This is a genomic window from Caulobacter sp. FWC26 (genome assembly GCF_002742645.2).
GTDB lineage: Bacteria > Pseudomonadota > Alphaproteobacteria > Caulobacterales > Caulobacteraceae > Caulobacter.
In genome coordinates, this window is record NZ_CP033875.1 from 1,424,237 (window position 1) to 1,448,797 (window position 24,561).

The 24,561-nt window shown below is 65.1% G+C and carries 21 protein-coding genes and 1 tRNA gene; 10 read left to right on the top strand and 12 right to left on the bottom strand.

Annotated elements, in window-relative coordinates; genetic code table 11:
• Positions 1-15: 15 nt before the first annotated feature.
• The 5 genes from CSW63_RS08195 to CSW63_RS08215 all read right to left on the bottom strand — a co-directional run bounded on the left by CSW63_RS08195 (position 16) and on the right by CSW63_RS08215 (position 2,468).
• Entirely contained in the window at positions 16-1,077 is a 1,062-nt protein-coding gene (locus tag CSW63_RS08195) for a glycosyltransferase family 4 protein (RefSeq protein ID WP_099503830.1), read from the bottom strand.
• A gap of 278 nt (positions 1,078-1,355) precedes the next feature.
• Positions 1,356-1,574, bottom strand: coding sequence for a hypothetical protein (locus CSW63_RS08200; protein WP_099503828.1), 219 nt, complete (start codon positions 1,572-1,574; stop codon positions 1,356-1,358).
• Between the two features lie 72 nt (positions 1,575-1,646).
• Entirely contained in the window at positions 1,647-1,826 is a 180-nt protein-coding gene (locus CSW63_RS08205) for a hypothetical protein (protein WP_246842046.1), read from the bottom strand.
• 81 nt (positions 1,827-1,907) lie between these two features.
• A complete protein-coding gene (locus CSW63_RS08210; protein WP_099503826.1) occupies positions 1,908-2,201 on the bottom strand; it encodes a hypothetical protein in 294 nt (97 codons plus the stop codon).
• 15 nt (positions 2,202-2,216) lie between these two features.
• A complete protein-coding gene (locus CSW63_RS08215; protein WP_099503824.1) occupies positions 2,217-2,468 on the bottom strand; it encodes a hypothetical protein in 252 nt (83 codons plus the stop codon).
• Positions 2,469-2,731: 263 nt separating this feature from the next.
• On the opposite strand from CSW63_RS08215, the gene CSW63_RS08220 reads away from it, so the two are divergent.
• Positions 2,732-3,514: a transglutaminase family protein gene (locus CSW63_RS08220; protein ID WP_099503822.1), complete on the top strand. Its 783-nt coding sequence runs from the start codon at positions 2,732-2,734 to the stop codon at positions 3,512-3,514.
• Positions 3,515-3,688: 174 nt separating this feature from the next.
• Here CSW63_RS08220 and CSW63_RS08225 read toward each other — a convergent pair whose 3' ends face one another.
• Positions 3,689-4,846: an ROK family transcriptional regulator gene (locus CSW63_RS08225; RefSeq protein WP_099503820.1), complete on the bottom strand. Its 1,158-nt coding sequence runs from the start codon at positions 4,844-4,846 to the stop codon at positions 3,689-3,691.
• 116 nt (positions 4,847-4,962) lie between these two features.
• Here CSW63_RS08225 and CSW63_RS08230 point away from each other — a divergent pair, with 116 nt between their 5' ends.
• Entirely contained in the window at positions 4,963-7,629 is a 2,667-nt protein-coding gene (locus tag CSW63_RS08230; RefSeq protein ID WP_099503818.1) for a TonB-dependent receptor, read from the top strand.
• A gap of 7 nt (positions 7,630-7,636) precedes the next feature.
• Positions 7,637-8,566, top strand: a complete 930-nt coding sequence (locus tag CSW63_RS08235) for a glycerophosphodiester phosphodiesterase family protein (RefSeq protein WP_062099531.1) — start codon at positions 7,637-7,639, stop codon at positions 8,564-8,566.
• Between the two features lie 176 nt (positions 8,567-8,742).
• Here the strand turns inward: CSW63_RS08235 and CSW63_RS08240 are convergent, their stop codons facing one another.
• A complete protein-coding gene (locus tag CSW63_RS08240; RefSeq protein ID WP_168193626.1) occupies positions 8,743-11,223 on the bottom strand; it encodes a TonB-dependent receptor in 2,481 nt (826 codons plus the stop codon).
• A 363-nt stretch (positions 11,224-11,586) separates the two neighbouring features.
• Positions 11,587-11,662, bottom strand: a tRNA-Lys gene (locus CSW63_RS08245).
• Between the two features lie 84 nt (positions 11,663-11,746).
• Here CSW63_RS08245 and CSW63_RS08250 point away from each other — a divergent pair.
• Positions 11,747-12,085 carry an Hpt domain-containing protein gene (locus CSW63_RS08250; protein WP_062099532.1) on the top strand — a complete coding sequence of 113 codons (339 nt, stop codon included), beginning with the start codon at positions 11,747-11,749 and terminating at the stop codon, positions 12,083-12,085.
• A gap of 64 nt (positions 12,086-12,149) precedes the next feature.
• Here the strand turns inward: CSW63_RS08250 and CSW63_RS08255 are convergent, their stop codons facing one another.
• A complete protein-coding gene (locus CSW63_RS08255) occupies positions 12,150-15,239 on the bottom strand; it encodes a TonB-dependent receptor (RefSeq protein ID WP_062099533.1) in 3,090 nt (1,029 codons plus the stop codon).
• Positions 15,240-15,619: 380 nt separating this feature from the next.
• Here CSW63_RS08255 and CSW63_RS08260 point away from each other — a divergent pair, with 380 nt between their 5' ends.
• Complete coding sequence (locus CSW63_RS08260; RefSeq protein ID WP_062099534.1) at positions 15,620-16,447, top strand: AIM24 family protein; 828 nt, start codon at positions 15,620-15,622, stop codon at positions 16,445-16,447.
• A gap of 136 nt (positions 16,448-16,583) precedes the next feature.
• Here CSW63_RS08260 and CSW63_RS08265 read toward each other — a convergent pair whose 3' ends face one another.
• Both CSW63_RS08265 and gcvA read right to left on the bottom strand, forming a co-directional pair.
• On the bottom strand, positions 16,584-16,913 hold the full coding sequence (locus CSW63_RS08265) for a chorismate mutase (RefSeq protein WP_168193627.1): 330 nt from the start codon (positions 16,911-16,913) through the stop codon (positions 16,584-16,586).
• A 59-nt stretch (positions 16,914-16,972) separates the two neighbouring features.
• Positions 16,973-17,929 (bottom strand): transcriptional regulator GcvA, encoded by a 957-nt coding sequence (gene gcvA / locus CSW63_RS08270; RefSeq protein WP_062099536.1) that lies wholly within the window; start codon positions 17,927-17,929, stop codon positions 16,973-16,975.
• 186 nt (positions 17,930-18,115) lie between these two features.
• Between gcvA and cobA the strand changes: the two genes are divergently transcribed.
• The 5 genes from cobA to CSW63_RS08295 are packed head-to-tail and all read left to right on the top strand — an operon-like array spanning position 18,116 to position 22,203.
• Complete coding sequence (gene cobA, locus CSW63_RS08275) at positions 18,116-18,955, top strand: uroporphyrinogen-III C-methyltransferase (protein WP_062099537.1); 840 nt, start codon at positions 18,116-18,118, stop codon at positions 18,953-18,955.
• Positions 18,955-19,314, top strand: coding sequence for a DUF2849 domain-containing protein (locus CSW63_RS08280; protein WP_062099538.1), 360 nt, complete (start codon positions 18,955-18,957; stop codon positions 19,312-19,314). The genes cobA and CSW63_RS08280 overlap by 1 nt, the downstream gene beginning before the upstream one ends.
• Positions 19,315-19,320: 6 nt before the next feature.
• Entirely contained in the window at positions 19,321-20,979 is a 1,659-nt protein-coding gene (locus tag CSW63_RS08285; protein WP_062099539.1) for a nitrite/sulfite reductase, read from the top strand.
• Positions 20,963-21,469: a DUF934 domain-containing protein gene (locus tag CSW63_RS08290; RefSeq protein ID WP_062099540.1), complete on the top strand. Its 507-nt coding sequence runs from the start codon at positions 20,963-20,965 to the stop codon at positions 21,467-21,469. The genes CSW63_RS08285 and CSW63_RS08290 overlap by 17 nt, the downstream gene beginning before the upstream one ends.
• Positions 21,469-22,203 carry a phosphoadenylyl-sulfate reductase gene (locus CSW63_RS08295; RefSeq protein ID WP_062099541.1) on the top strand — a complete coding sequence of 245 codons (735 nt, stop codon included), beginning with the start codon at positions 21,469-21,471 and terminating at the stop codon, positions 22,201-22,203. Before CSW63_RS08290 ends, CSW63_RS08295 begins: the two co-directional genes overlap by 1 nt.
• A 131-nt stretch (positions 22,204-22,334) precedes the next feature.
• Here CSW63_RS08295 and CSW63_RS08300 read toward each other — a convergent pair whose 3' ends face one another.
• The gene (locus CSW63_RS08300) at positions 22,335-24,512 is read right to left on the bottom strand and encodes an acylase (protein ID WP_062099542.1); all 2,178 of its coding nucleotides are present in this window, start codon (positions 24,510-24,512) and stop codon (positions 22,335-22,337) included.
• Positions 24,513-24,561: the final 49 nt, after the last annotated feature.

Here is a 24,561-nt window from a genome sequence, read left to right on the forward strand (position 1 = left end):
GACCTCCTTCCAGGGTCAGGCGATGCAGGCCAGGCTCAGCGCCGGACGCCCGGCCTTAAGCATGTCATCATAGAGTTCAATGTAACGACGAGCCATGGCGACGGCGGAAAACCGCAGGTCAAAGCAATCGCGGATCGTCTTTCGGCTCAACGCGTCAAGACGTCCTACCGCCTTCGCCGCTTCTTCTTCGCCGTTGACGATGAAACCGGTCAGACCGTCGACCAGGACCTCCCGGACCGAGCCATGGTCGTAAGCGATCACCGGTGCTCCGCGCGCCATGGCCTCGATCATCACCAGACCAAAGGGCTCCGGCCAGTCGATCGGGAACAGCAGGGCTTCCGCCGCACCCAGGAACTGCGCCTTGTCGCGGTCACCGATCTCACCGACGAACTCGACGAGCGGATCGGAGAGCAACGGCTCTATGACCTGGTGGAAATAGGCGCGATCAGCATCATCGACCTTGGCCGCCAACTTGATCGGCATGCCCACGCGACGTGCGATATCGATCGCGCGGTCTGGCCCCTTCTCGGGCGAGATGCGCCCCAGGAAGGCAAGATAGCCGCCGGCGGCGGCCGGCAACACTTCATCCTCGATATGCATGCCGTGCAACACCGTACCGAGCCAGTTGGCGTCCGGAAGGGGCGTGCGTTGGGCGTCCGAGATCGAGACCACGCCGAACTGCGAAAAGCGTTGATAGACGCCAGCCAGATCCTTCAGATCCAGGCGGCCGTGCAGCGTGGTGATCGTCTTTTCCGGCATGTCGGCGAACATGCCAAACTGGATCATGTCGGTATGAAAGTGGATCAGGTCGAACTCGTGCGCCCGTCGCCGGACTTCCCACAGCATGCTCATGTGCGCCGCGAGGTCTGATTTGAGCGGCGCTGGGTCCAGGCGCAGAGCCTGGTCGCGCACCGGGGCCAAACGGGCCCGCGTGCGGGCCTCGGCGCTGGCGAAAAGGGTGACGTCATGGCCAAGCTCGACCAGGGCGTCGGAAAGATGGGCCACAACCCGTTCGGTGCCGCCATAGAGGCGCGGGGGCACGGCCTCATAAAGCGGGGATACTTGGGCGATACGCATGGGGAGACGTCCTTGGCTCACCGGGCAAGCCGCGCGGCTCAAGACCCAACCGCGTCAGTGGCGGTGAGTTCCCGTCTGCTCGCCAGGAAATCGAATCGCCGTCTTTGGCCTGCTTCCAGAAACGCGATATCCGGCGCCCGGCCGAGAAGGCGCCCCTCATCACATCGCGAGATGGCCCAGCGCGACCGATCTCTTCCGGATGTTCAAGTCCCTTCAGGAGGCGTTCAAGCGGCCTTCAAGCTGGCCGACATGGCCAGCGTTCGGTTGAGCAGGGGAGATCATGCGACCGGTTCGGCGACAAAGCCGTGCTCGCCTGAAATTCGGATCTGGCAGGCTTTTCCCTGCCCAAAGCAGACTTGAGCGCGTTTGGCGGCCGAAGCCTTGACGATATCCTTGTCGGCTGACGTCGCAAAGAAGATCCCTTCCTCTTCGGCCGCCCACAGGCCCGCCTTGCGGCAAACTGTGATGACAACGCGCTGGACGATCGGCTTTTTCATCGAAATGTTCCTTGCCCCGTAGGGGCGACATCAAAGGCGCCGGACGCGCGGCAACCCATCAGCGCTCGGATTTTAGTCTTCACGGCGCGGAGAGCGTCCCGCTTGCAAGGCCGCATCCGAGGCCTTCTGGCCGAGCTTTTCGGCGAGCCAGCCGACCTGTGCTGTCAGCGCATTGAGCTGACGCTGAACGTCATCGCAGCTCCGGCGAAGCTGTTCGCATTCTTGTCGCAGATACTGAAGGTCGTCGCTCATGCCCGTGCTTTCAGTGTCTCCAAACGGGGAGGTCTGCGCTGCGGCCGGCGGTGACGCTCGTACGAGGCCATCGGGCGGACGTCATGCAAGGCCGTTGGGGCCGAGCGCGTTATCGCTCTCGCATCGTTCCAGATAGACCAGCCCCGCAGCCGTTGGCCGCCAACCGCCCCGGCCGTGCTGGGCCAAACCCAGCGTGGCCAGCTGCTGAACTTCGCGGATGTTCACCGGATCAAGATGGCCAGTGCGTATCCGCCGCTCCAACTGCCTCAAGGCTCGCAGCGCGTCGCTGGCAAGGCTGTGCTCGCCGCGATCACACTCGGATTTTGCAACGAGCCTAAGATCGGGGGGCGTTGATGGACTCTCAGGATCAGACATGGCTGGGCTCCAGTTTCAACGTCTTGCGGGCGCGACAGAGGGGATCGATTTTTGACTGGTCCGCAGATGGGCGATCATCCAGCGGCGCAGGTCACGTCCTCGCTCTTCGGTCCCGCGTTCATCGTCCGGCAGACCGAGCGCCGTCATCAGAGTCTCATGCACCAGAAAGTGCGCGGCGTTGTGATCGGGCTGCAGTCGGTCGGCAAGAGGATGGAGGTCGCGGGCTTGCGTGATGAGCTGGGCGTTGCGTTGGAGGCGGGGCAACATCTCGGCGAACCTTCATAAAGGGCTCGACAGCGTATCGACGCGCCAAAGCGAGCTCAGAAAAATCATATCGATAAAAAATTCTACACACCTCCATCGACTATTTCAGTTTTCGGAGGATATTTTACTGTTTGACAATGCGCTTATTTTCCCAAATCGTCGACACAATATTTATTAAATATTTTTCCGTTCCACGCGAGAACTCGCTCTGGTGGCGGGATTAATTCGTAACGGCGGCCACGCGTCGCTCGCTTTCAGGATCAACCATGCGCTTCGACATTGAAGCTTCGCTGACCTACGACTTTCCAGCGCCTTGCGAGGTGTTACTCTTGGTTGAGGCCTCGCACGGGCATGGGCAGACGGTATTGGCCGAGGCCCTAACGTTCTGGCCGCCTGTCACAGCGACGCGTATCGACGACGCCGTGACTGGTGAGCGCCGAACAGTGTTTACGGCGACGGGCCGTGTAAACGCGCTCTATCGCGCAACCGTAGAGGTCGCGCCCTCGGAACACGATTTCCTCAACGCCCCTGAGTTAGCGATCCATCACCTGCCGGGCGACACGCTAGCCTATCTTCGCACAAGCCGTTACAGCCCCTCGGATCGCCTCATGCGGTTTGTCGAGCGGGAGTTCGGCGCGTTGAGCGGCGGGACCAAGGTGGCGGCGATCGTCGCTTGGATCGCCAGTCACATCGACTATCAGGCCAACGTCAGCCACTCGGCGACAACGGCTGTCGACACCTTCATCGACCGCGCCGGCGTTTGCCGTGACTTCAGCAACCTGATGGTTGCGCTTTGCCGCGCGGCCAATGTTCCAGCGCGGGCCGTGAGCGCCTATGCCTGGGGTCTGGACCCGCCCGACCTGCACGCCGTCGCCGAGGTCTATCTGGGCGGTCGCTGGTGGCTGATTGACGCCACCGGCATGGCGCGCACCGAAAGCTTAGTCCGCGTCGCGACCGGGCGGGACGCGGCCGACATCGCCTTCATGACCATCTTTGGAAGCGCGGCCCTTTGTGAGCAACACTTCAAGATCGCCAGGATGGACGGATAGGATTGCAATCTGGGACCCATCTTACAGGCCGAAACCGCCGGGAGACCGGGGTCCGTGGCGTGACACGTTCCGGTCAAGCTCCGCAGGTCCGCGCCGGGCGGGGCAGGCGATACAGCGTCGGGCAGTGACGCTCGGTTCATTCGAGGATGACGACTGGCGGATCGCCTGATGGTCTCAAGCGAAGAGATGCGCCTTCAGGGGCAGGATCGCGGCGCCGCGCGCCGAGGGCTCGTCTGCGACCCCCGCCGGCATGATCGGGGGAAGCGGGCGCGGCGCGCCCCGTCGGGGGGACTCGAAGGGCGCGATATCCGGAATTAAGGCCTGGGCCAAGGTGGTGGGAATGCGTCCGCCCAGGACTATGACTTCCGGGTCCGCCACGGCGCCCAAGGCTGAAACGATGACGTCGAGGGGCTCGCGCACACGCGCGCGCCAAGCTGCGACACCCGGCATATCGGGCGCGAACCTCGCCGTCAGGTCGGAGATCGAGTCGACGTCGACGCCCGCATCGCGGACCATTTCAAGAAGCAGGCTCATCGTCGGGCGATCATCGAACAGCCGCAATGGCAGGGCGCCGGCCACTTCGCCCGCGTTGCCGCGGGCGCCCCGCACGAGTTCGCCGTTCAAGACCAGGGCGCCGCCTACGCCGGCGGCGAAGTGAACATAGGCGAACGTCGGGTGGGCGCGACCTACGCCCAGGAAGCCCTCGGCGAGTGCGGCGGCCGAAGCGTCGTTCTCGATGATGACAGGCAGGCCCAGGCGGCTGGAGAACATGGCGCGCAGGTCGATCAGCGCGAAATCGTCCAGCGGCGCCGGCGGATTGAGGCGGCGCCCGTCCTCGACGAAATAGCCGGTCACTGCGACGCCGACGCCCAGCAGCCGTGAACGGTCCGGCACGTGCTGGTCGCTCATGGCTTTCAACAAGTCCTGCACGCGGGCCAAGACGGCTTCCGCGGACATGTCCCGGCGAGGCTCGAAGTGATTGTCGAGCACTTCGCCCCGCAAGTTCATCAGAACCACGGAGAGAGCGTCGGTCATCAGCGAGACGCCAAAAGTGAAAGCGCCAATTGGGGCCAACTCTATGCCAAATCCACCTGACGGGTTCCCGCGCGTGCTGATCCGCTCGCCGCGCCGCACGAGGCCTCGCGCTTCCAGGCCCTCGACCAGGCGTGAGACTGACTGGATCGTAAGGTGCGTCTCGCGGGCTAACTCGGCGCGTCCGATCACCCCATGACGCAGGATCAGGCTCAGCAGCGCCCGCTCGTTACGGCTCGCGGCCACGTCGAGGCGACGGGAGAAGGCGGGCTGCGCGGCGAGGCTGGTCTTGCTGGTCATCGTCCGATGTGTGGCGCGGACATCTCGGTTTCGTCAAACCCAAGACGCTAGCTTATTGTCACAAAATAGTTAGTTTAAGTGAGTAATGGGTTCGGGGTCACTTTTTGGGGGTTCCGATGAACACGTCCTTCCGCTTTCGCAGCCTCTTGCTGGCGTCCGCAGCGACCTTGTTCTCGCTCGACGTCGCCATCGCGCAGACGTCGGTCGCCGCCACTCAGGACGCTGTGGACGCAGTCGTGATCACCGGCGGGCGGCTTCAGAATCGGCTGGCGATCACTGAGCGTCGCGACAACCTCCAGGTTACGGACTCCGTTACGTCGGACGACGTGGGCAAACTGCCGGACTTCAATATCGGCGAGGCTCTGGCGCGCATTCCCGGCGTCGCGGTGCAAAACGATCAGGGCGAGGCGCGCTTCGTCACGGTCCGCGCGATGAACGCGAACTATAATTACACACAGGTGGACGGCGTCTCGATCGCCGTGCCTGACCGTAATGGCCGTCGGGTGTTTATGGATGTCATGCCCGCCGCCCTGGCTGCGAGGATCGACGTCTACAAGACCTTCACGCCCAATCTCGAGGGCGGCGCGATCGGCGGAGTCATCGATATCCGCACCGCCAGCGCCTTTGATCGCTCGCGCCGCGGCCTGCGCGTTTCCGCCGAGATCGGCCAGTATGACAACAATGAAGGGTACGAAGGCGCGGGGCCCTCGGGAGCCATGAGCGTCTCTTACGGAACGACATTCGGCGCCACCGACAAGTTCGGCATGGTGCTGTTCGCCAACTACTACAAGCGCGACTCCTACTCTCCGCAGACCGAGTACGGCAGCACGCGCTACTTCTACAACGCCAATGGGACAAGCGCGGGCCAGCCGGGGGCCAATACCGGGACCTATCCTGGCACGGGACTGGCCGTCCCAGGCGAGCGCCGGTGGATGTTCTATCACAACGACCGCACCCGTCTGGGCGGGGGCGCCAAGCTGGAATACCGCCCGACCGGCGACGACTACGTCTTTCTCCGTGGCTTCTGGAACACGGCTACTGACAACGAGGCGCGCCAGACCGACCTGTGGACCCACGGCGGGAACGGAACGCTCTCCAACCAGACCGCGACGAGTGGAGAACTACGCAACGCTTCCAACCTTTCGATCCAGCAAAACCTCGGTCAGTTCGACTTCGAGCGCACCGTCTGGGCGCTGACCACGGGTGGCGATCACAAGCCGGGCGGAGGGGAACTCTCCTGGCGGCTGAACTACTCGGGCTCCCACTTCGAAAACTGGGAGGACTGGGCTGAGTGGCGCCAGAACGGCGCCAATGTCGCCTTCGCCTTCCAGCGAGCCGGCGACCACTACGTGTTCACGCCCCTGAACCCGACAGCCTTCAACGACTACAAGCTCTATGCGCCTTTCCGTCGCCAATACGATGGTCGCGAGCTGAACGAGGACATCTACGAAGCAAAGCTCGATTTCGGGCGTCCGATCGACGACCACTGGAGCGTCAAGGTCGGCGGTCAAGTCCGCCGCATCGATCGTGCGTTTGACGAGAACCGCAATCGCTACCTGCCGGCGGCCGGCAACACCTACACCCTCGCCGCCGCTAACGTCCTGAATCCGAGGGTTTGCCACCAGATCCCGGGCGCCGGCCAAGGCCAGTGCATCCTCATCATCGACCCCGGCGCTTCCAACGCTCAGTTTCTAGCCCACCTGGCCGCCAATCCGGGGCAATGGACGCTGGACACCATGTCTACGGATGACAACAACCTCGACTATAGCCTGCGAGAGACGGTCACCAGCGGCTATGGCCTCGTGCGCTACAATGGCGAACGGCTGAACCTGGTGGCGGGCGCGCGCTATGAGAAGACGTCCACCCGAGCCGAGGGACGTCGGCAGGTCGGAAGCGCCTGGACCGACACGCGTAACGAAGGCGGCTACAGTGATTTCCTTCCGTCGCTCAACGTGAGCTACGATCTCGCCGACGCCGTAAAGCTGCGCTCGGCCTACTCAAAGTCGATCGGCCGCGTGCCCTTCAACGCGGTCGCTCCGGTGGGCGAGCGCCTGAATGAGACCGCCTCGCCGATCACCCTGGCGCGCTCAAACCCGGATCTCTTGCCGCGTCGTGCGGACAATGTCGACGTCGCCGTCGACTGGTACTTCGGCCAGGGACGTGGTCTGCTGTCCGCCAGCCTATTCTACAAGAAAATCCGCAATGAGTTTTTCACCGCTTCGGCGGTGACGAGCGTCGAACTGAATGGCCAGCAGATCGAAGCGCTGGTCACCCAGCCGAGAAATGCCGGCAGCCCGGTCGATGTCCTGGGTGTCGAACTGAACCTGGTGCGCGAACTCGACTTCATCCTGCCCCCAAGCTTGAAGGGCTTCACGGTCTCGACAAACGTCACGCTGCTCGACACCAACTTCAAGCAGATCATGACCGACGGCTCGGAGGTCGAGTTGGCCACCATGGTCGGTCAGCCGAACACCACCTACAACATTGCATTGTCGTATGATCGGGGACGGATCTCGGGGCGACTGGCCTACAACTACACGAGCATCCGGATGTCCGAGCGGGTGAACAACACCACAGCCTATCGCAATCGCTATGACGGCGCCGACGAGTCCCTGGACTTCAAGGTTCGCTACAAGGTCAACGACAAGCTTTGGGCGCAGTTCACAGCCTCCAACCTGATCGGGGCGGAGCGCACCGAATGGATCGGCTGGAATCGTGAGCTTCCCATGGTGGCCGCCGACTACGGCGCGGCCTACTTCGTCGGCTTCAACTTGCGCTATTGAGATCGCCGTGAATTGCAAAATCATCCGCCGTCTGACGGCGCTCGTTGTCGCTGCGGGTCTGCTGGCGGGGTGCGTGAGCACGCCGGCTCCGCAAGATCGGCTCAGCCTCCTGCGCGGCCGCTTCCTGGATCCAAATGGACCCGTGATGGTGGTCGCCCACCGGGCCTGCTGGACGTCGACGGCCGAGAACTCGCTGGCGGCCATCGACCGGTGCCGCGACCTTGGCGTCGACATGGTCGAGCTCGATGTGCAGCGCACCCGCGATGGTCAGCTGGTCCTGATGCACGACTCCACGGTCGACCGCACGACCAACGGAACCGGCCGTGTCGCGGACCTGACCCTCACCCAGATCAAGGCTCTGCGGCTGAAGGCGGGGGCGGGCGGTCCGGCCGCGCCTTTAACCGGGCAATCCCCACCGACCTTCGCCGAGGCGATGCGCGCCGCGCGCGGTATGCTGGTCAATGTCGACGCCAAAGGCGAGGTCAATTTGCAGGCCGCCCAAGAGCTGGAAGGGATGGGTCTCATCGATCAGGCTGTGATCAAGAGCGCGGCCCCCGCCGACGATCCGGCGCTCCTCGAGGTGCTAACCGGCAGGACATTGTTGTTCATGCCGATTTTGCGGGAGCGCGACGGGCGATCGCTGGCGGTCGAGGCCGACCGTTACGCGCAAAGGCCGCCGGCCTTCGAGATCGTGTTCACCAGCGAAGCCTTCTTCCGGTCCGGCGCGCCGGCGCTTCGCTCGCGTCCCGCAAGGGTCTGGGTCAACACGCTGCAGCCCGGCCATGCTGCGGGCCACGTGGACGCTGACGCGGTGAAGGCCCCTGAAGCTCACTGGGGGCGCTTGATCGACATGGGCGCCAACATCATCCAGACCGACGCCCCGGCCGACCTCATCGCCTGGCTGAAACGTTGCGGCTGTGGCGGCGCGCGGCCGTAAAGCCGATCCAACTCATCAGGATAAGCTGCAATCCGTCATGGCGGCCGGAGCGCTCAATCGTCTGTGTCGCGCCGCCGCGATCACAGGCTGACGAAGAGCGCGCCGGAGGCGCGCAGGACGCCTACCCGCCTGCGCCCCTCGCGCTCAGTCTCCGATCGCGGCTGCGGGGCCATGGCCTAGAACGACGCCCGCAGGGTGACGCCCCAGGTGCGCGGGTCCCCCGGCTGACCGGCGATCAGGCCAGTGTTGCTGGGACCCACGGCCAGGAACTCGAAATAGTTCTCGTCGAAGGCGTTGCGCACCCAGCCATAGAGATTGAGGCCCTCCGGCGTGCGGAAGCCGGCCCGGAAGTTGGCGATCGCATAGCCGTCGACCCAGGTGTAGGCCGAGGGCGACGGATTGGATGAGAACTTGCTCCGATAGCTGCCGTCATAGCCGACATAGAACTCGCCGGTCTTGCCGAGAAAATCGCCCGGAACATTCACCTCGGCGCCTAGCGCCACGCTCCACTTCGAGACGCCGGGCAGGCGCTGGCCCGAGACGTCGCAGTTGGCCGGGCTGAGCGCGCCCGCCACGCCGGCCGCGCCCGGAACCTGGGTCCCGGTCGCCACCGTGCCGCCCGACAGCTCCGGCGGGCACGGCGCATCCACGAAGCGCACATACTTGGCGTCGGTGTAGGCGGCGTTCAGATAGGTCGAGAAGCGGGCGTTGGGCCGATAGGCCGAGTCCAGCTCCACGCCCTGCGTGCGCACCTTGCCGGCGTTGGCCAGGTAGCCGCGCAGCACGCCCAGTTGTCCGTTGCTTACCGTGGCCTGGTAGTTCTTGATGTCGCTGCGGAACACCGCGAGGTTAGCCGTCAGCGTGCGGTCCAGCCACTGGGTCTTCAGGCCGCCTTCGACGTGATTGATGTCCTCGGGCTTGATCGCGCCCGCAGCTTCGATCGGCTTGCCCGCCGCGTCGGTCGGCAGGCCGTTCTGGTTGATGCCGCCGGTCTTGAAGCTCTTGGCGTAGGTGGCGTAGGCCAGCAAGTCGCGATTCAACTGATAGCTGGCCGACAGATCGTAGGTGAAGTTCCAGTCGTCGAAGCTGGGGGCGCTGACTTGCGGGGTATAGACCGCCAGCTGGGCCGCGCGCCGCGCGCCGGTGTCGGTGAGCAGCACGGGCGCGCCCTGGCCGTCGATCACCTTGCGCTCATAGAAGCCCGACTTCTCGTCGTAGTTCAGGCGCGCGCCGGGTGTCAGGGTGAAGGCGTCGGTGACTTTCCAGCTGAGCTGGCCGAACACCGCGAAGCTCGTGCTCTTCAGCCACTGGGTGTTGAGCGCCGTCAGGCCCGCCAGGACACTGGAGTCGTTGGACAAGGCGTTGCTGGGGTTGATGTTCCAGCGGCTGGCCGCCGCGCCCTGCTGCTCGGTGCCCTGGGTGTCGATACGCTGGTGGAAGGCGAAGGCGCCGACAACTAGATCATGCGCGTCCCAGGAGCGGTTGAAGCGCAGTTCCTGGCTGTACTGGTCCTGCTGCGAGGGGTTCTGCGACTTGGCCACGATCGACAAGCCCAGGAAGTCGCGGTCGTTCTGCGGCTTCCAGTCCCAGAAGCGCCAGGCCGTGACCGAGGTCAGGGTTCCGCCCGCGACGTTCCAGACCACCTTGGCCGAGGCGCCGCCGACCTTGTTGCCGGCGTTGAGCTCGGCGTCGACGTCCGTGACGCGGTCGAAGGCGTTGGTGCTGGGGACCGCATAACCTAGGGCCGAAGTCAGGGCCGCGTACTGACGGTTCAGCGCCCGTTGGGTGGCGCCGGTGCGCACATAGATCTGGGCGAAGCCCTCGGGGTCCTGGCGGCTGTAGTCGGCGGCCAGGGTCACAGCCAGATCGTCGCTCGGCTTGAACAGCAGCTGGCCGCGCAGGCCCAGATTGTCCTGCTCATTGATGTATCGGCGGCTGGTGACGTTATAGATCGTGCCGCGCCGATGGGTGCTGGACACCGCCAACCGTGCGGCGACCTTGTCGCTCAGCGGCCCGGAGATAGCCGCCTTGGCCTGCTTATAGTCCAGATTGCCCAGCGAGATCTCGGCGTTCGCCTCGAAGTCGAAAGTCGGCTGGCGGGTAGTGATGTTGATCGCGCCGGCGGTCGTGTTCTTGCCGTACAGCGTGCCCTGCGGACCGCGCAGCACCTCGATGCGGTCCACGTCCAGGAAGTCGAAGGTCGCCGTAGCGACCCGCGAATTGTAGACATCGTCGACATAGATGCCGACGCCCTGCTCAAAGCCGTCGCTGGTCAGGCCGAACGGCACGCCAAGACCCCGGATGTTGACCGAGGTGTTGCGGGGATTGGACGAGTAGAACTGCAGGGTCGGCGTCAGTTGCTGCAGACGACCGACATTAAATGAGCCCGTGCCGTCCAGGCGGTCGCCGCCGACCACGGAAACGGCCAGCGGCACCGACTGTACGGTCTCTGACCGGCGGCGGGCCGTGACCGTCAAGGCCTCGACCGTCGCGCCGGCCACGTTGGAGCCGTCGGTGACAGCGCCCGGGACCCCGGAATCGGAGCCTGACACCGTCGTGCCCTCGGCCACGCCGGCATAGGCCCCGCTGGCGCCGCCGCAGAGCAGCGCCGCGAGCAGCAGGGCCTTGGTGGCGTCTTTACGCTGGATGAAGGACATGTCCGATCCCCTCGGTTGAAGTCTGGGGGAAGCGATATCCCTTAAAGCCCATCGGACTAATTGGGTTTAATTGAGGTAGGCGTTAGCTATTCTCGTAACGCCGTTCTTGCGTTCGTACCGGGGCCAGGCGACATAACTTGGCGTTGAGGTCGATGACGCGCCCGGTCTGAATGTCGCCTTCCTGGAAGGACGCCAACGACGGCAACTGGCGCTACACGGACGCGCAAAGTTATCAGACGGTAAGTCGGCCAGGTCGGAAACTAGCCCCGACAGCCAAGCGCGTTTTTGAGATCAATTCAGGGGCATTTCAGGGGCGGCGCCCCAAGTCGGCTTCAGCGGAAGCCTAGATCTCCTTGCGGAGAATGGTGGGTGTACAAGGATTCGAACCTTGGACCCGCTGATTAAGAGTCAGCTGCTCTACCAACTGAGCTATACACCCATTCGACGGTCCGAAGCACTTGCGAGCCCCGGCGGCGAGGCGCGGAACATACGCAATGATTTTGGGAGCGCAAGCGCTTTTTTCATGGCCAGACGAGATATTAGCGGCGCGGTCGATTTCGCCTATCTGGAGGGGTTCGCGGCCGGGGATTTCGCGGTTGTTGACGAGGTGCTGGCGCTATTCCGCGAACAGGCCGCGCTGTGGGCGCCGATGCTGGATCAGGCCCATCCCGGCTGGAGAGACGCTGTCCATACCGTCAAGGGCGCGGCCCGGGGCGTCGGGGCCTTCGCCTTGGGTGAGGTCTGCGAGCGCTGTGAAGCGGGGCAGGAGAGCCTCGAGGCGGTCAAGACGGCGCTGGACGTGGCGCTGCTGGACATCGCCGCCTACGCGCATGAACAGGCGCTCCGTTCGCTGAAGGGCTAGCCCCCAAAAAGAGGGGCCGAAGCTTGCGCTTCGGCCCGCAGGGGAGTGGAGGGGAAGGCGCGCTTTAGAATGTGGCGCGCAGGGTGAGCTGGTAGGTGCGCCCGTCGTAGTCGATGAAGCGGGGCAGCATCGGATCGTTCTCGTATTCGGCGCGCTGGGCGTTGGTCAGGTTGAACGCGTCGACCGAGACCGTCATGCTCTCGGTGAGCTTGTACGAGGCCGAGGCGTCCAGCTGGCTGCGGGCCTTGACCGTCCGGGCGTCGCCGACGAACGAGTTGCCGGCGGCAAGATCGTACTTGTCGCGCCAGTTATAGACGAGGCGGACGCCGCCCCAGCCGGCTTCGTAGTACCCGATCACGTTGAGGTTGTTCTTCGACACGCTGGGCAGGGTGATCTTCTTGCCTGCCGTGTCGACCCCGTCGATCTTGGTGTACGAGTAATTGAACGCGCCGCCGAAGTTCTTCCAGAAGCCCGGCAGGAAATCCAGGTTCTGCTGGATGTTGAACTCCAGGCCCGTCACGGTCATCGGCGACTGGTTGGTCCGGCCGCTGACGCGCACCTCGGCGTTCTTCAGGATGCCGCCCGAGCCGACGAAGCGGTTGGAGCTGACGCACTTGGGCGAACCTGCCGAGGTGTCGATCGTCAGCGTGCCAAGATCGACGTCGATGCCATCGATCTTGCCGCTGGCCGGGCATAGCACAGACGGATCAGTGATCGGGCCGATGAAGCCCTTGATCTCCTTGCGGTAGGCCGCGAGCGAGACCAATCCGCCTGGACGGTTGTACCACTCCAGCGACGCGTCGAACGAGTCGGCGGTGTAGGGCTTGATGTCGGTGGCGCCGAGCGTGACCGTATAGACTGGGTCGGTCGGCGGGTTCACGTCGACGGGCACCTGAACAAAGGTCGTCGGGACGTTGTCGCGCGGCTGCGGACGCACATAGGTGCGATAGGCGGCGGCGCGGAACACCAGGTCGTCCCGCAGGTCGGCCATGAAGATCGCCGAGGGCAGCCAGTAGTCATACTCGTTCTTGCGCGTCGAGGTGCTGAGCGAGTGGTTGATGGGGCCGGCCTGACCGGAGAGGGCGGTGGTGCAGTTCTTACAGTTCAGGGCGACGATTTCTTGCTGGGTGCGCTCGTAGCGCGTGCCGAGCGTGCCGCGGAACGGAATGCTGAACAGGTCGCCTTTAAACTTCGCCGCCACATAGGCCGAATAGACGTCGTTCTGGTTGCTGAAGTTGTTGTTCCAGTAGTTGCCGTCCGTGTAGTTGTTCACGAAGCCGTACGGCGTGAGGAAGACGCCCGGCGCGCCCAATTGGAACTGATCGGGGAGGCCGTTCGGGTTCAAGGCGGTGCGTAGATTGGTGTTGAGCGGCGTCAGGGCCGTCAGCACGCGTTGCACGTCGACGGTCATCCAGTTGGCCGTCGCGCCTGGGGCTTTGCCGCCAAAGAAATCGTTCGCGTAGGACAGCTGCGAAGCCATGTCCGGCGTGATGTTCTGGGTCTGGGCGCCGAGGGCCGTGTTGCGAGAGCCGCTGGAGGTGAACTTGGCCGTTTCTGCGCGGCCGCCGAACTGCAGCACGGTGAAGAAGCCGTCGAGGGTGCGCTCGAAATCGACCTGGAAAGCGTCGAGCGTGTTGTCGGCCTTGCCGTTCGTGCCGGTGACGCCGAAGCGGTCGGCGGCGGTGGTGGCGCTCTGGCCTGGCATCGGCGCGCCAGCCTGGGTGGTGGCGGTGGCGGTCGCCGGGATCGGGAAGCCCCCGTTGGGCAGGTGGGTCGGTTTGGGGGTCGTCAGGTTGGCCGAGTAGTTCGACAGGTCCGAGCCGCCCAGGTTCACCAGCGCCACGATGCCGTTCAGGCCAGCGGGGCCGAGGTTGCGATAGGGGTTCTGGACGACGTCGAACTCGATCTGGTTGGCATAGGCCTTGGCGCGCGAGACGGTGAGGGTGGCCGTGGCCTTCCAATCGTCGTTCTTGAACTCGAGGGTCGGGTTGATAGCCCAGGTCGAGTTTTCCGCCGGTTCTGAGCGGACCGAGTCGAACGTGTTGATATTCTCGGCCTTGAACGAATTGATGTAGGCGCGGTCGCCGTTCGGCGTCTTGACGATGAAAGGCGTGCCGATCTCGCTGATCTTGGCGACGGCCGAGGTGGCGCCCAGGCCCGTATTGGTTCCGTTACCAGCGCCGGCGTCGATGTAGAGCAGATGGTTGGTGGCCTCATCCAGCTTGCGCTTGGTCATGAAGGCGTTGGCGCCGAACTTCCAGGACTCGTTGATGCGGTATTCAAACCCGGTGGAGGCCGAAAGGGTCGTGCCGCGATTGAACTTGACCAGCTGGCGCGTCTGGCTGGGGTAGTAGACGCCGCCCGGATACTGGGCCAGCAGCGCGTCGTAGACAGGGTTCGAGCCGGCGGCGGCCTGATTGCCCAACTGGATCGCACCCAGGCGGTTGCCCCACGAATTCACCGTGATCGAGTCGCGGCGGAACTTTTCGTCCTTCCAGGCGACTACGCCGAAGACCGCGAAATCGTCGGTCAGGTGCTTGTTGTAGCCCAGCGAGGCCAACGGGCTGCCGAGGCTTCCCAGGTCATTGTACTCGTAGGACAGCTTGGCGAAGCCGCCGTCCTTGCGCGACAGGGCGGGGTTGATCCGGAGGTCGACATTGCCCGACAAGCCGCCGGCCAGGTTCGACGCCGACGGCGTCTTGATCACGTTGATCGCCGTGAAGATGTCCGAGTTGAACGCGCCCAGCGGCGTTGAGCCGTTCAGGATCGGATCGGCGAAAGCGCCGCCGTTCAGCGTGGTGCGGGCGAAGCTGCCGGGCAGGCCGCGCAGGCTGATCGTGGCGTTCCGGCTGCCGGCTTCGCGGTTGATCTGGACGCCCGGAATCCGTTGGATCGCTTCGCCGACATTGAGGTCCGGGAAGCGGCCCAGGCCGTCCGACGAGATGCCATCGGAAATTTCGAGGGTTTCGCGTTTGGTGGCGATCGCGTTGGCGTAAGCTTGGCGGAAACCGGTGACGACGACCGCCTCGACGGTTTCGGCTTCGGACTTCTGACCTTCGGCGGTCTGAGCGTGCGCGGCCGATCCAACGGCCAGCGCGGCGCAGGACGCCAGCAGCGCGGCGCGAAGGGCGAAGGTGTTGCGAGCATGGATCATGAGTATGCCTCCCCCGGCGCACTCAGATGGCGCCTTCAAGGGAGTTATCCGACCAGTCTATGCGCTTGTCAACAATTGGTAATGCCAATTCGTCCCGCAAGTCTCTTGCGGTAAGGCCAAGGCGCGGCGCGGCTCGTCCGATCGTTAGTCAGAATCGCGATGGGCGAAAGGGCGGCAAACCACCTGATCTCCCTGCTGCCCCCGCGTGTTCATGTCGGTTGGCGATGCGAGGTCTGGGTTGCCTACATTAATGGTATGACCAGATGGGTGTAGGCGACTTGACCTCTGGTCGCGCCGAATCCTTTCAGAATAAAGGAAGGGTAATTGGCGGCGGACCGCCGCCGCGGCTAGAACAGGGGCTCTGACATCAGGAGCCTTTCATGCCGACCAGTCCCTGGAGCCATCAGCGCAACGCCAATGTCGCTGACGACATCGACTTCGAAATCAAGGGCGAGGACCTGCAGTTCGTCGAGATCGAGCTTGATCCGGGCGAAAGCGCGGTGGCCGAGGCCGGCGCCTTCGTCTGGAAAGACGCCAGCGTCCAGATGACCACTGTGTTCGGCGACGGCGCGGCCGACCAGGGCGGCGGCTTCATGGGCAAGCTGCTCGGCGCGGGCAAGCGCCTGATCACGGGCGAGAGCCTCTTTACGACCGTCTTCACGCACCACGGGACGGGCAAGGCGCGCGTGGCGTTCGCCTCACCAACACCGGGCACCATCCTGCCGCTGAACCTGGGGCAGTTGGGCGGGACGCTGATCTGCCAGAAAGACAGCTTCCTGGCGGCGGCCCGCGGCGTCTCGATCGGTCTTCACTTCCAGAAGCGGATGATGACCGGCCTCTTCGGCGGAGAAGGCTTCATCATGCAGCGGCTGGAAGGCGACGGCTGGGTGTTCGTCCAGATGGGCGGCACGCTAGTCGAGCGCACCCTGGCGCCCGGCGAGGAGTTGCACATCGATACGGGCTGTCTGGCCGCCTACACGCCGGATGTGGACTTCGACCTCGTCATGGCCGGTGGCGTTAAGAGCGTGTTGTTCGGCGGCGAGGGGCTGTTCTTCGCCCGCGTGCGCGGTCCCGGCAAGGTCTGGATCCAGTCCCTGCCGTTCGCGCGTCTGGCCGGCCGCATGCTGCAGGCCGCCAACCACCAGGGCGGCAATCAGGGCGAGGGCTCGATCCTGGGCGGCTTTGGTCGGATGATCGACGGGAACTGAGGCGGCGCACGACGCCCCCTCCTTCTCGCTACGTATCCGCAGCGATCCACCTCCCCCGCGTGCGGGGGAGGAAGGGTTCTATCCTTCCCCGTGCAACGGGGGAGGTGGCCCAAAGGGCCGGAGGGGGCGCTGATCGCTACCCCTTCGTCCGGTCCCAGCTGTCGTATTCATAGGCGATGCAGCGGTCGATCAGCGTGCGCCACACTGGCTCCGCGATCGCCTCAGACAGCCCCGCTTCGCGCGCGGCGGCCTTGACCTTGGTCACCACGTCCTCGATCCGCGCGCGGTCGAAGACCTTGTTGCGGTCGGCCTTGATGCGCGCCGCCGCGTCCATGTAGCCCTGACGCTCGGTCAGGAGCTGGACCAGGGCCCGGTCCAGGGCGTCAACGCCCCGGCGCACATCGGCCATGGTCTGGCAGTCGGCGGGCGCGAGGCGCTCATCGACCGTGAGAGTCGTCGTTTTCATGCGCCCCTTTAAGCGGTTTTGGGGCGGTCGGACCATCCCAAAACCTGACGATTGCGGCGTCAGATGCCCGCGCCGTTATCCATCGTGCGCAGCGCGGCCTCATGGGCCTCGGCTTCGGCCTTCAGCCAGTTCACGAAGGCCTTCACCTGCGGCAATCGTCCCTTCGCCTTGGGGTGGACCACGTAGTAGGCGAAGTCGACGGCGGTCGAAGCCTCGAACGGGATGACCAGGCGCCCGGAGTCGAGGTCGGCCTGGGCCAGGGTGCGCTTGGCCAGGGCGATGCCCCGGCCGTTGGCGGCGGCCTCGATCACCAGGCTGGACTGGTTGAAGCGCGGACCCCGCGCGCCATCGACGCCCTTGATCCCTCGCGCGGCCAGCCACATCGCCCAGTCGGGGCAGCTGTCGTCGGCGTCGGGCGAGCCGTCGTGCAGCAGGATATGGTGGGCCAAGTCCTCCGGCCGCTCCAAGGCGTTGTGCTCAAGCAGTTCCGGGCTTGCGACAGGCACCACCGTTTCCTGCAGCAGGCGGATGACCTCCAGACCTGGGTAGCGGCCGGACCCGTAGCGGATGGCCATGTCAACCTCGCCGGTGGCGAAGTCCACGACCTCCATACCCGCCGACAGCCAGACGTCCACCTGCGGATGGGCCTGCTCGAACTTGCCCAGACGCGGCACCAGCCACTTGGCGGCGAAGGACGGGGCGGCCGTCAGGGTCAGACGACGGCCGTCGACGGCCGCGGTCAGCAGGCTGGCCGCCTCGGCCAGGCGATCGAACGCCTCGCGCAAGGCGGGCAGGGCGGTCTGCGCCGCGTCGGTCAGCAGCAGGCCCTTAGGTGTGCGCTTGAAGAGGGCCGCGCCAACATAATCTTCGAGGTTTTGGATCTGCTGGCTGACTGCGCCGGGGGTCACCGACAGCTCGTCCGCCGCCCGGCTGAAGTTCAGATGGCGTGCGGCCGCCTCGAACGCGCGCAAGGCGTTCAGGGGCGGCAGGCGACGGCGCTCGTTGGGTCTTTCCATGAGTTTTACTGAACGCCCCGGCAGAAGTCCTTGTTTGCGAATTGGCCCCTTCGAGCCGAGTTTGCAAGCGTTCGCTGGCGGATTGGCCCTTTTCGTCGGCGAGTGCGAGCGGGGTTGTCCTTAGGGGCGACCCCGCCTTGCGTTCCACCGCTTTATTCCGAGCGGCTTGATAGAGGTTCTAAACCCATGGCCCGCCAGCCGGCCCGAAATCGCGCTCCCGGACTCGTCGTCGTCGGTGGAAAACACGCCGGTCGCGCGCTCGGTGTGGTCTGGCTGGTGGGGGCTGGTCCCGGCGATCCGGACCTCCTGACGTTCCGAGCGTTCAACGCCCTGCGGGCCGCCGACGTCGTGGTGCACGACGGCCTGGTCTCGGACGAAATCCTCGACCTCGCCCCGAGCCGCGCCCGGCGGATAAACGTCGCCAAGCGCAAGTCGCGCCACATCCTGCCTCAGGACGACATCAACCAACTGCTTGTCGCGCTGGCGCTTGAGGGGCTGACCGTAGTCCGGCTGAAGGGCGGTGATCCGTTTCTGTTCGGTCGCGGCGGCGAAGAACTCGCGGCCTGTCGCGCAGCAGGCGTCGACTGCCACGTGGTGCCGGGCGTCACCGCCGCCCTCGCAGCCAGCGCCGGAGCCGGAGCTCCGCTGACCCACAGGGGCTCGGCCCAGGCGGTGACCTTCGTCACGGGTCATGCAGCGCACGGAGAGCCTGACCTCGACTGGGTCGCGCTGGCGCGTCCGAACCAGACGGTCGTCGTCTATATGGGCGTCTCGACCGCCGCCTTGATCGCCGAGCGCCTTGTCGCCGCAGGCCGCGCGGCGTCGACGCCGGCCCTGATCGTCGAGAATGCGAGCCGCCAGGACGAGCGCCGACTTCTGACGACCTTGTCCGGACTGGCCAAGGCCGCCGCTTCCGTGCGTGGGCCCGCGCTGCTGATGGTGGGCGAAGCCATGGCGATAGCGGATGTCGCGGTTCCCGCAACGGACTCCGCACCGACCGTTTCTCTTGAGCGGAGCGCTCGCTGATGAAAGCCGTAGTCGCCAATCGCCTGATCGACGGCGAGGTCGTGTTCTGGAAATCCGGGCAGTGGGTGGAGCGCTTCGGCGACGCCGAGCTGTTCGACTCTGAGGCGCCGGTCGAGCAGGCCGTCGCGGTCGGCAAGTCTCAGCCGACCGTCGTGGTCGACGTCTATCCGATCGACCTCGTGCAGTCCGAAGGGCGCTGGGCGCCGCTCAGCTATCGCGAACGCATCCGGGCGCTGGGCCCGACCAACGAACCCACGCACGGCAAGCAGGCCGAGGGTGGCGACGTCGTCGAGGCGCTGCGTCACGCCGCCGGCGCGGCGCGCTCGACCGGTCGCGTTGACCTGATCCGCAGGAAGTAGGGCGGCATGTACCAGTACGATCTCATCGACAAGGAATTCCTGGCTGACCGCTCGGCCGAGTTCCGAGGACAGGTCGCCCGCCGTCTGTCCGGCGAGCTGACCGAGGACCAGTTCAAGCCGCTGCGGCTGATGAACGGCCTCTATCTGCAACTGCACGCCTACATGCTGCGGGTCGCGATCCCGTACGGCTCGCTAAATCCGACCCAGGCCCGCCGCCTGGCCGAGATCGCGCGCGACTATGACAAGGGCTATGGCCACTTCACCACGCGCCAGAACATCCAGTTCAACTGGATCAAGCTGAAGGACGCGCCCGAGATCCTGGACAAGCTGGCGGAGGTGGATCTCCACGCGATCCAGACCAGCGGCAACTGCATCCGCAACACCACGTCCGACCCCTATGCCGGCGCGACCGCCGAGGAGGTCGACGACCCGCGCGTCTGGTGCGAGGTGATCCGCCAGTGGTCGACCCTGCACCCGGAATTCTCGTTCCTGCCGCGCAAGTTCAAGATCGCCATCACCGCCTCGGCCAGGGACCGCACGGCGGCCAAGGTCCACGACATCGGCCTCTTGCTGCGCCAGGGCCGTGACGGCCAGCAGGGCTTCGAGGTGATCGTCGGCGGCGGGCAGGGGCGCACGCCCTATGTCGGCCCGACCATCAAAGAGTTCCTGCCGACCGACCGGCTGCTAAGCTATCTGGAGGCGGTCCTGCGCGTCTACAATCGCCATGGCCGCCGGGACAACATCTACAAGGCCCGGATCAAGATCCTGGTCGCTGCGCTGGGCGCCGAAGAGTTCGCCCGCCAGGTCGAGGAGGAATGGAGCAAGATCGACGCCGCGCGCGCCGACCTGCCGGCCTCTGAACTGGCCCGTATCCGCGCCGCCTTCGCCACGACGCCGTTCGAGACGCTGCCGGCGCGTTCCGAAGCGTTCGAGGCGGCCAAGGCCAAGGACGCGGCCTTCGCCCGGTTCGTTCGCAACAACGTCCGCCCCCACAAGCAGCCCGGCTATGCGATTGTCGAAATCTCGCTGAAGGCCCAGGAGCAGACACCGGGCGACGCCTCGGCTGACCAACTGGACGTTGTGGCCGATCTGGCCGAGCGCTACGGCTTTAACGATCTGCGCGTGACCCACGCTCAGAACCTGGTCCTGCCGCACATCAAGCTGGACGACCTGCCGACCGTGTTCGCAGCGCTGCAGGCGGCCAATCTGGCGACGCCGAACATCGACCTGGTCAGCGACATTATCGCCTGCCCGGGCCTCGACTACTGCGCCCTGGCCAACGCCCGCGCCATCCCGGTCGCCCAGTACATCGCCCGCCAGTTCGCGGACCTGGATCGCGCCGAACAGGTCGGCGAGCTGAAGATCAAGATCAGTGGCTGCATCAACGCCTGCGGCCACCACCACGTCGCCCACATCGGCATCCTGGGCGTCGATAAAAAGGGCGAGGAATTCTACCAGCTTTCGCTGGGCGGCTCGGGCGCGGAAGACGCCTCAATCGGCAAGATCCTGGGTCCGGCCCTGCCGGCCGACAAGGTCGCCTCGGCCGTGGACCAACTGGTCGAAGCCTATCTGAACGCCCGCGTCGACGGAGAGCGCTTCCTCGACACCTATCGTCGGGTCGGCCTCGAGCCCTTCAAGGAGGCGGTCTATGCCCAAGCTGATTGAGCTCGTTGACGGTCAAGCCCGCTGGGCCGAGGACAGCTTCGCACATCTGGCTGACGACGATGCGATCCCGTCCGCTGGCGACGTGATCCTGTCGCTGGCCCGCTTCCAGGCCGAGGGGGACGCTCTGCTGTCCTCCAACAGCCGTCGCGTCGGCGTGCGGATCGAGCCCGACCATGAGGTCGAGGTCCTGGCCTATGACCTGCCGCGCATCGCGGTGGTGGCCCTGGCCTTTCCGAAGTTCCGTGACGGTCGCGCCTATACCTCGGCTCGGCTGCTGCGCGAACGGTTCGGCTATCAAGGCCAGATCCGCGCCGTGGGCGATGTGCTGCAGGAGCAGGCGGGTTTCATGGTCCGGTGCGGCTTCGACGCGTTCGAGCCCGCTGACGGCGCGACGCCTGACGTGCTGACCAAGGCGGCCAGTCGCTTCCGGCATGTCTATCAGCGCGCGGCCGACGATCGCCCGATCGCCTTGGATGAGAGGGCGGTCTGATGGCCTACGACCAGACGAGCGCGACGGCTCCCGGCCTGGCCGCCCGGCTGGACGCCGAGCTGCGCGAGGCTCATCCGAGCGAAATCCTGCGCACGGCCCATGAGCGCTTCGGCGACAAGCTGGCGCTGGTCTCGTCGTTCGGCGCGGAGTCGGCGGTGCTGCTGCATCTGGCGTCGCGTGTCTCTCCCGCCATCCCGGTGCTCTTTCTCGATACCGGCATGCTGTTTGGCCAGACGCTGGATTACCGCAAAAACCTCGCGGCCCGCTTTGGCCTGACCGATGTCCGCGACCTGCGACCGGCCTTCGCCGATCTGGCGACCCAGGACCCCAACTCCGACCTCTGGCGCACCAGCGTCGACGGCTGCTGCCATATCCGCAAGGTGCTGCCGCTGGACCGGGCGCTGGGCGGTTTTGACGCCTGGATCACCGGCCGCAAGCGCTTCCATGGCGGCGATCGCCTGAGCTTGCCGGTGGTCGAGGAGGCTGACGGCAAGATCAAGTTCAACCCGCTGGCCAACTGGTCCAAGGCCGAGCTTGACACCTATGTCGCCGAGCATGACCTGCCGGCCCATCCGCTGGTGGCCCAAGGCTACGCCTCGATCGGCTGCTGGCCCTGCACCCAGCCGTCTGAAGACGGTCGCTCGGGGCGTTGGGCCGGCCAGGAGAAGACCGAGTGCGGCATCCATGTCGCCCGCGCGCCCGGCGTCGCGCCGAACGTGGGCGGGGATATTTGACGCTTCTCCCTCCCCCTCAATGGGGGAGGGCAGGGTGGGGTTGATCCGACGGGTGATGCAGCGCGCTGCATCCCGTTCAGCGGTCACCCCTATCCCCAACCCTTCCTCCATCAAGGGGGAAGGGGGCCAAATCACTCCCCCGGTCGATACGTCCGCACCGCGTGCTTCTTGACGTCCTCGGGATAGAAATAGACGTCCCGCAGGTTACCGACGCTGTATCGCAGCGCCTGGTCATTGAAGTGCGGCGAGGCTGGATCGCCGCTCTCGCCACCGACCGAAACGGCCCGGGCGCGGACCTTGTCGCCGAACTGCACGACGGCCACGAAGCTGTTGCCCAGGGTGCCGTAGTACTTCTTTGTGCCCGGCCAACGCTTCGCGCCGAACGAGGCCAGCGAGCCCCACTGCGCCGAGGTGAAGCCGACGGGGATACTGGGCTTGTTGTCGTCGAAGGTCTGGACGATGGCGCCATCGTTGCGCTGGAAGCGGTTGATCTCGCCCCACGGCGTCTTCCATGAGCCGAAGTCGGCGGTCAGGCGGTCGGAGGCTTCGGCCAAGGCCGCCAGCTTGTCGGCCGCCGAGAGCTTGTCGGCCATGTAGTCGTAGGTATTGAGCCCCTCGGCCTTGGCGGCGGGCGCGGCCTTGGCCCACATCGCCTCGCCCCAGAACACCGCGAGCGAGGTTTCTGTCGAGCGCTTAGACCACTTGCGGTCCCAGGCGGCCAGGTCGGCCACCTGGGCGGCGACCTTGGCCTTGACCGGATCGCTGTCCGGCGTCGCGGCGTAAGCGGTCTCGAGCGTGGGGATCAGGCGCGCGAAGGCGGTCAGGTAGGGATCGTAAGCCTTCTCGATCAGACCGCCCAGCGTGAGGTTCTTCACGTCCTTCAGGACCAGTTCGGCATGAAGCCCGCGCGGGTTTTCTCCGAACGTGTCCATGTATTTCGGGAAATTCGCCTGCTTGGGGCTGTAGGGCCCCGCCGCCGTATAGGGCCAGTTGTTGGTGTTGAAGGCCCAGCCGTTCGGCGGGTTCAGCACCTGCGGGGCGTCTTTCAGGGCGTGCAGTCCCTTCCAGTCTGTCGCCGGGTTCGAGCCGTCGACGGGCTTGGTGTAGTCGAAGCGATCGTCGCGGATCGGGATGAACTGCGGGTGCAGATAGGCGATCTCGCCCTTGGCGCTGGCGAACAGGGTGTTGTTCGAGGAATTGGCCTTCAGCTCGGCCACCTTCATGAACGAGGCGTAGTCGGTCGCCTTGGTCCGCAGGAACGACTGCTGAAGCGCGGCGACGGGCTTGTTCATCAGCGCGATGCTGATCCACTTGCCGTCGGCCTCTCGCACGATGGGACCGCGATGGGTCTTGAAGACCGTGAACTTGCGCTCGGCCATCGATCCGTCGGCGGCGCGATAGGGGACGGTGATCACCTCGGTCTTCAGCGGGCGAAGCTGGTCGCCGTACTTGTAGAAGCGCTGGCCGTCTTTCTCGACGATCGTTTCGGCGAACTCGTCGACGACGTCGACGCCGCTGGAGGTGTGCATCCAGCCGGCCTTGGCGTTGAAGCCCTGATAGATGAAGAACTGGCCCCAGGTCGTGGCGCCGTAGGCGTTGAGGCCCTCGCCGCTGGAGACCTGCATCTCCGAGCGGAAGAAGAAGCTGGTGTGCGGGTTGATCAGCAGCATCGCTTCACCGTCGAGGGTCAGCTTTGGCGCGATGGCGATGCCGTTCGAACCGCTGGGCTCCTTAAAGAGAAGGCCCTTCTCGTCGGCGGTCATGGCCATCTGACGCTTGCCATAGAAGGCTTCCAACTGCGTGAGCGCCACCCGTTCGATGTCGCCGCCGATGCTGCCTTCGGAGAAGCTGAGCGCCATCCACGGCTCGAAGCGCTGGATGACGCGCGGCTGCACCGCCGGATGAGTGTCCAGATAGTAGTTCAGGCCGTCGGCCCAGGCGTTCATCAACGCCTTCAGCCAGGCTGGGCTCTTGGCGTAGTCGGCCTTCAGCACCGCCGGGTCGATGAACAGCTTCTGGCGCAGGTCGGCCCAGATCGCCTTCTCGCCCTCGGCTTCTGCGGTCCGGCCCAGCGATGTCATGAAGTTGGTCTCGACGCGGTTGAAGTCGTCCTCGGCTTGGGCGTAGGCCATGCCGAACACCGCATCGGCGTCAGTCTTGCCGTGGATATGGGCGATGCCCCAATCGTCGCGGATGATCTCGACCTTGGCCGCGCGAGCCTTCAGCCGAGACAGCGTGTCGCCGGCCTGCGCCGAGCCTGCGCAAAGCGCGATGGCTAGCGCCAGAATGCTGATCGTGTGGCGACGCATGGACTATCCCCAAAGACCTGATGTTCCCCAGATGCAGAGGATTCAAGCC

Bases quoted from the DNA above. Each gene is read 5' to 3' on its own strand.
- CSW63_RS08265 (WP_168193627.1), bottom strand. From the start codon at position 16,913: ATGAAAACGACGACTCTCACGGTCGATGAGCGCCTCGCGCCCGCCGAC.
- CSW63_RS08250 (WP_062099532.1), top strand. From the start codon at position 11,747: ATGGCCAGACGAGATATTAGCGGCGCGGTCGATTTCGCCTATCTGGAG.
- CSW63_RS08300 (WP_062099542.1), bottom strand. From the start codon at position 24,512: ATGCGTCGCCACACGATCAGCATTCTGGCGCTAGCCATCGCGCTTTGC.
- cobA (WP_062099537.1), top strand. From the start codon at position 18,116: ATGGCCCGCCAGCCGGCCCGAAATCGCGCTCCCGGACTCGTCGTCGTC.
- gcvA (WP_062099536.1), bottom strand. From the start codon at position 17,929: ATGGAAAGACCCAACGAGCGCCGTCGCCTGCCGCCCCTGAACGCCTTG.
- CSW63_RS08220 (WP_099503822.1), top strand. From the start codon at position 2,732: ATGCGCTTCGACATTGAAGCTTCGCTGACCTACGACTTTCCAGCGCCT.
- CSW63_RS08210 (WP_099503826.1), bottom strand. From the start codon at position 2,201: ATGTCTGATCCTGAGAGTCCATCAACGCCCCCCGATCTTAGGCTCGTT.
- CSW63_RS08215 (WP_099503824.1), bottom strand. From the start codon at position 2,468: ATGTTGCCCCGCCTCCAACGCAACGCCCAGCTCATCACGCAAGCCCGC.
- CSW63_RS08260 (WP_062099534.1), top strand. From the start codon at position 15,620: ATGCCGACCAGTCCCTGGAGCCATCAGCGCAACGCCAATGTCGCTGAC.
- CSW63_RS08240 (WP_168193626.1), bottom strand. From the start codon at position 11,223: ATGTCCTTCATCCAGCGTAAAGACGCCACCAAGGCCCTGCTGCTCGCG.
- CSW63_RS08200 (WP_099503828.1), bottom strand. From the start codon at position 1,574: ATGAAAAAGCCGATCGTCCAGCGCGTTGTCATCACAGTTTGCCGCAAG.
- CSW63_RS08285 (WP_062099539.1), top strand. From the start codon at position 19,321: ATGTACCAGTACGATCTCATCGACAAGGAATTCCTGGCTGACCGCTCG.
- CSW63_RS08295 (WP_062099541.1), top strand. From the start codon at position 21,469: ATGGCCTACGACCAGACGAGCGCGACGGCTCCCGGCCTGGCCGCCCGG.
- CSW63_RS08225 (WP_099503820.1), bottom strand. From the start codon at position 4,846: ATGACCAGCAAGACCAGCCTCGCCGCGCAGCCCGCCTTCTCCCGTCGC.
- CSW63_RS08255 (WP_062099533.1), bottom strand. From the start codon at position 15,239: ATGATCCATGCTCGCAACACCTTCGCCCTTCGCGCCGCGCTGCTGGCG.
- CSW63_RS08290 (WP_062099540.1), top strand. From the start codon at position 20,963: ATGCCCAAGCTGATTGAGCTCGTTGACGGTCAAGCCCGCTGGGCCGAG.
- CSW63_RS08195 (WP_099503830.1), bottom strand. From the start codon at position 1,077: ATGCGTATCGCCCAAGTATCCCCGCTTTATGAGGCCGTGCCCCCGCGC.
- CSW63_RS08230 (WP_099503818.1), top strand. From the start codon at position 4,963: ATGAACACGTCCTTCCGCTTTCGCAGCCTCTTGCTGGCGTCCGCAGCG.
- CSW63_RS08205 (WP_246842046.1), bottom strand. From the start codon at position 1,826: ATGAGCGACGACCTTCAGTATCTGCGACAAGAATGCGAACAGCTTCGC.
- CSW63_RS08280 (WP_062099538.1), top strand. From the start codon at position 18,955: ATGAAAGCCGTAGTCGCCAATCGCCTGATCGACGGCGAGGTCGTGTTC.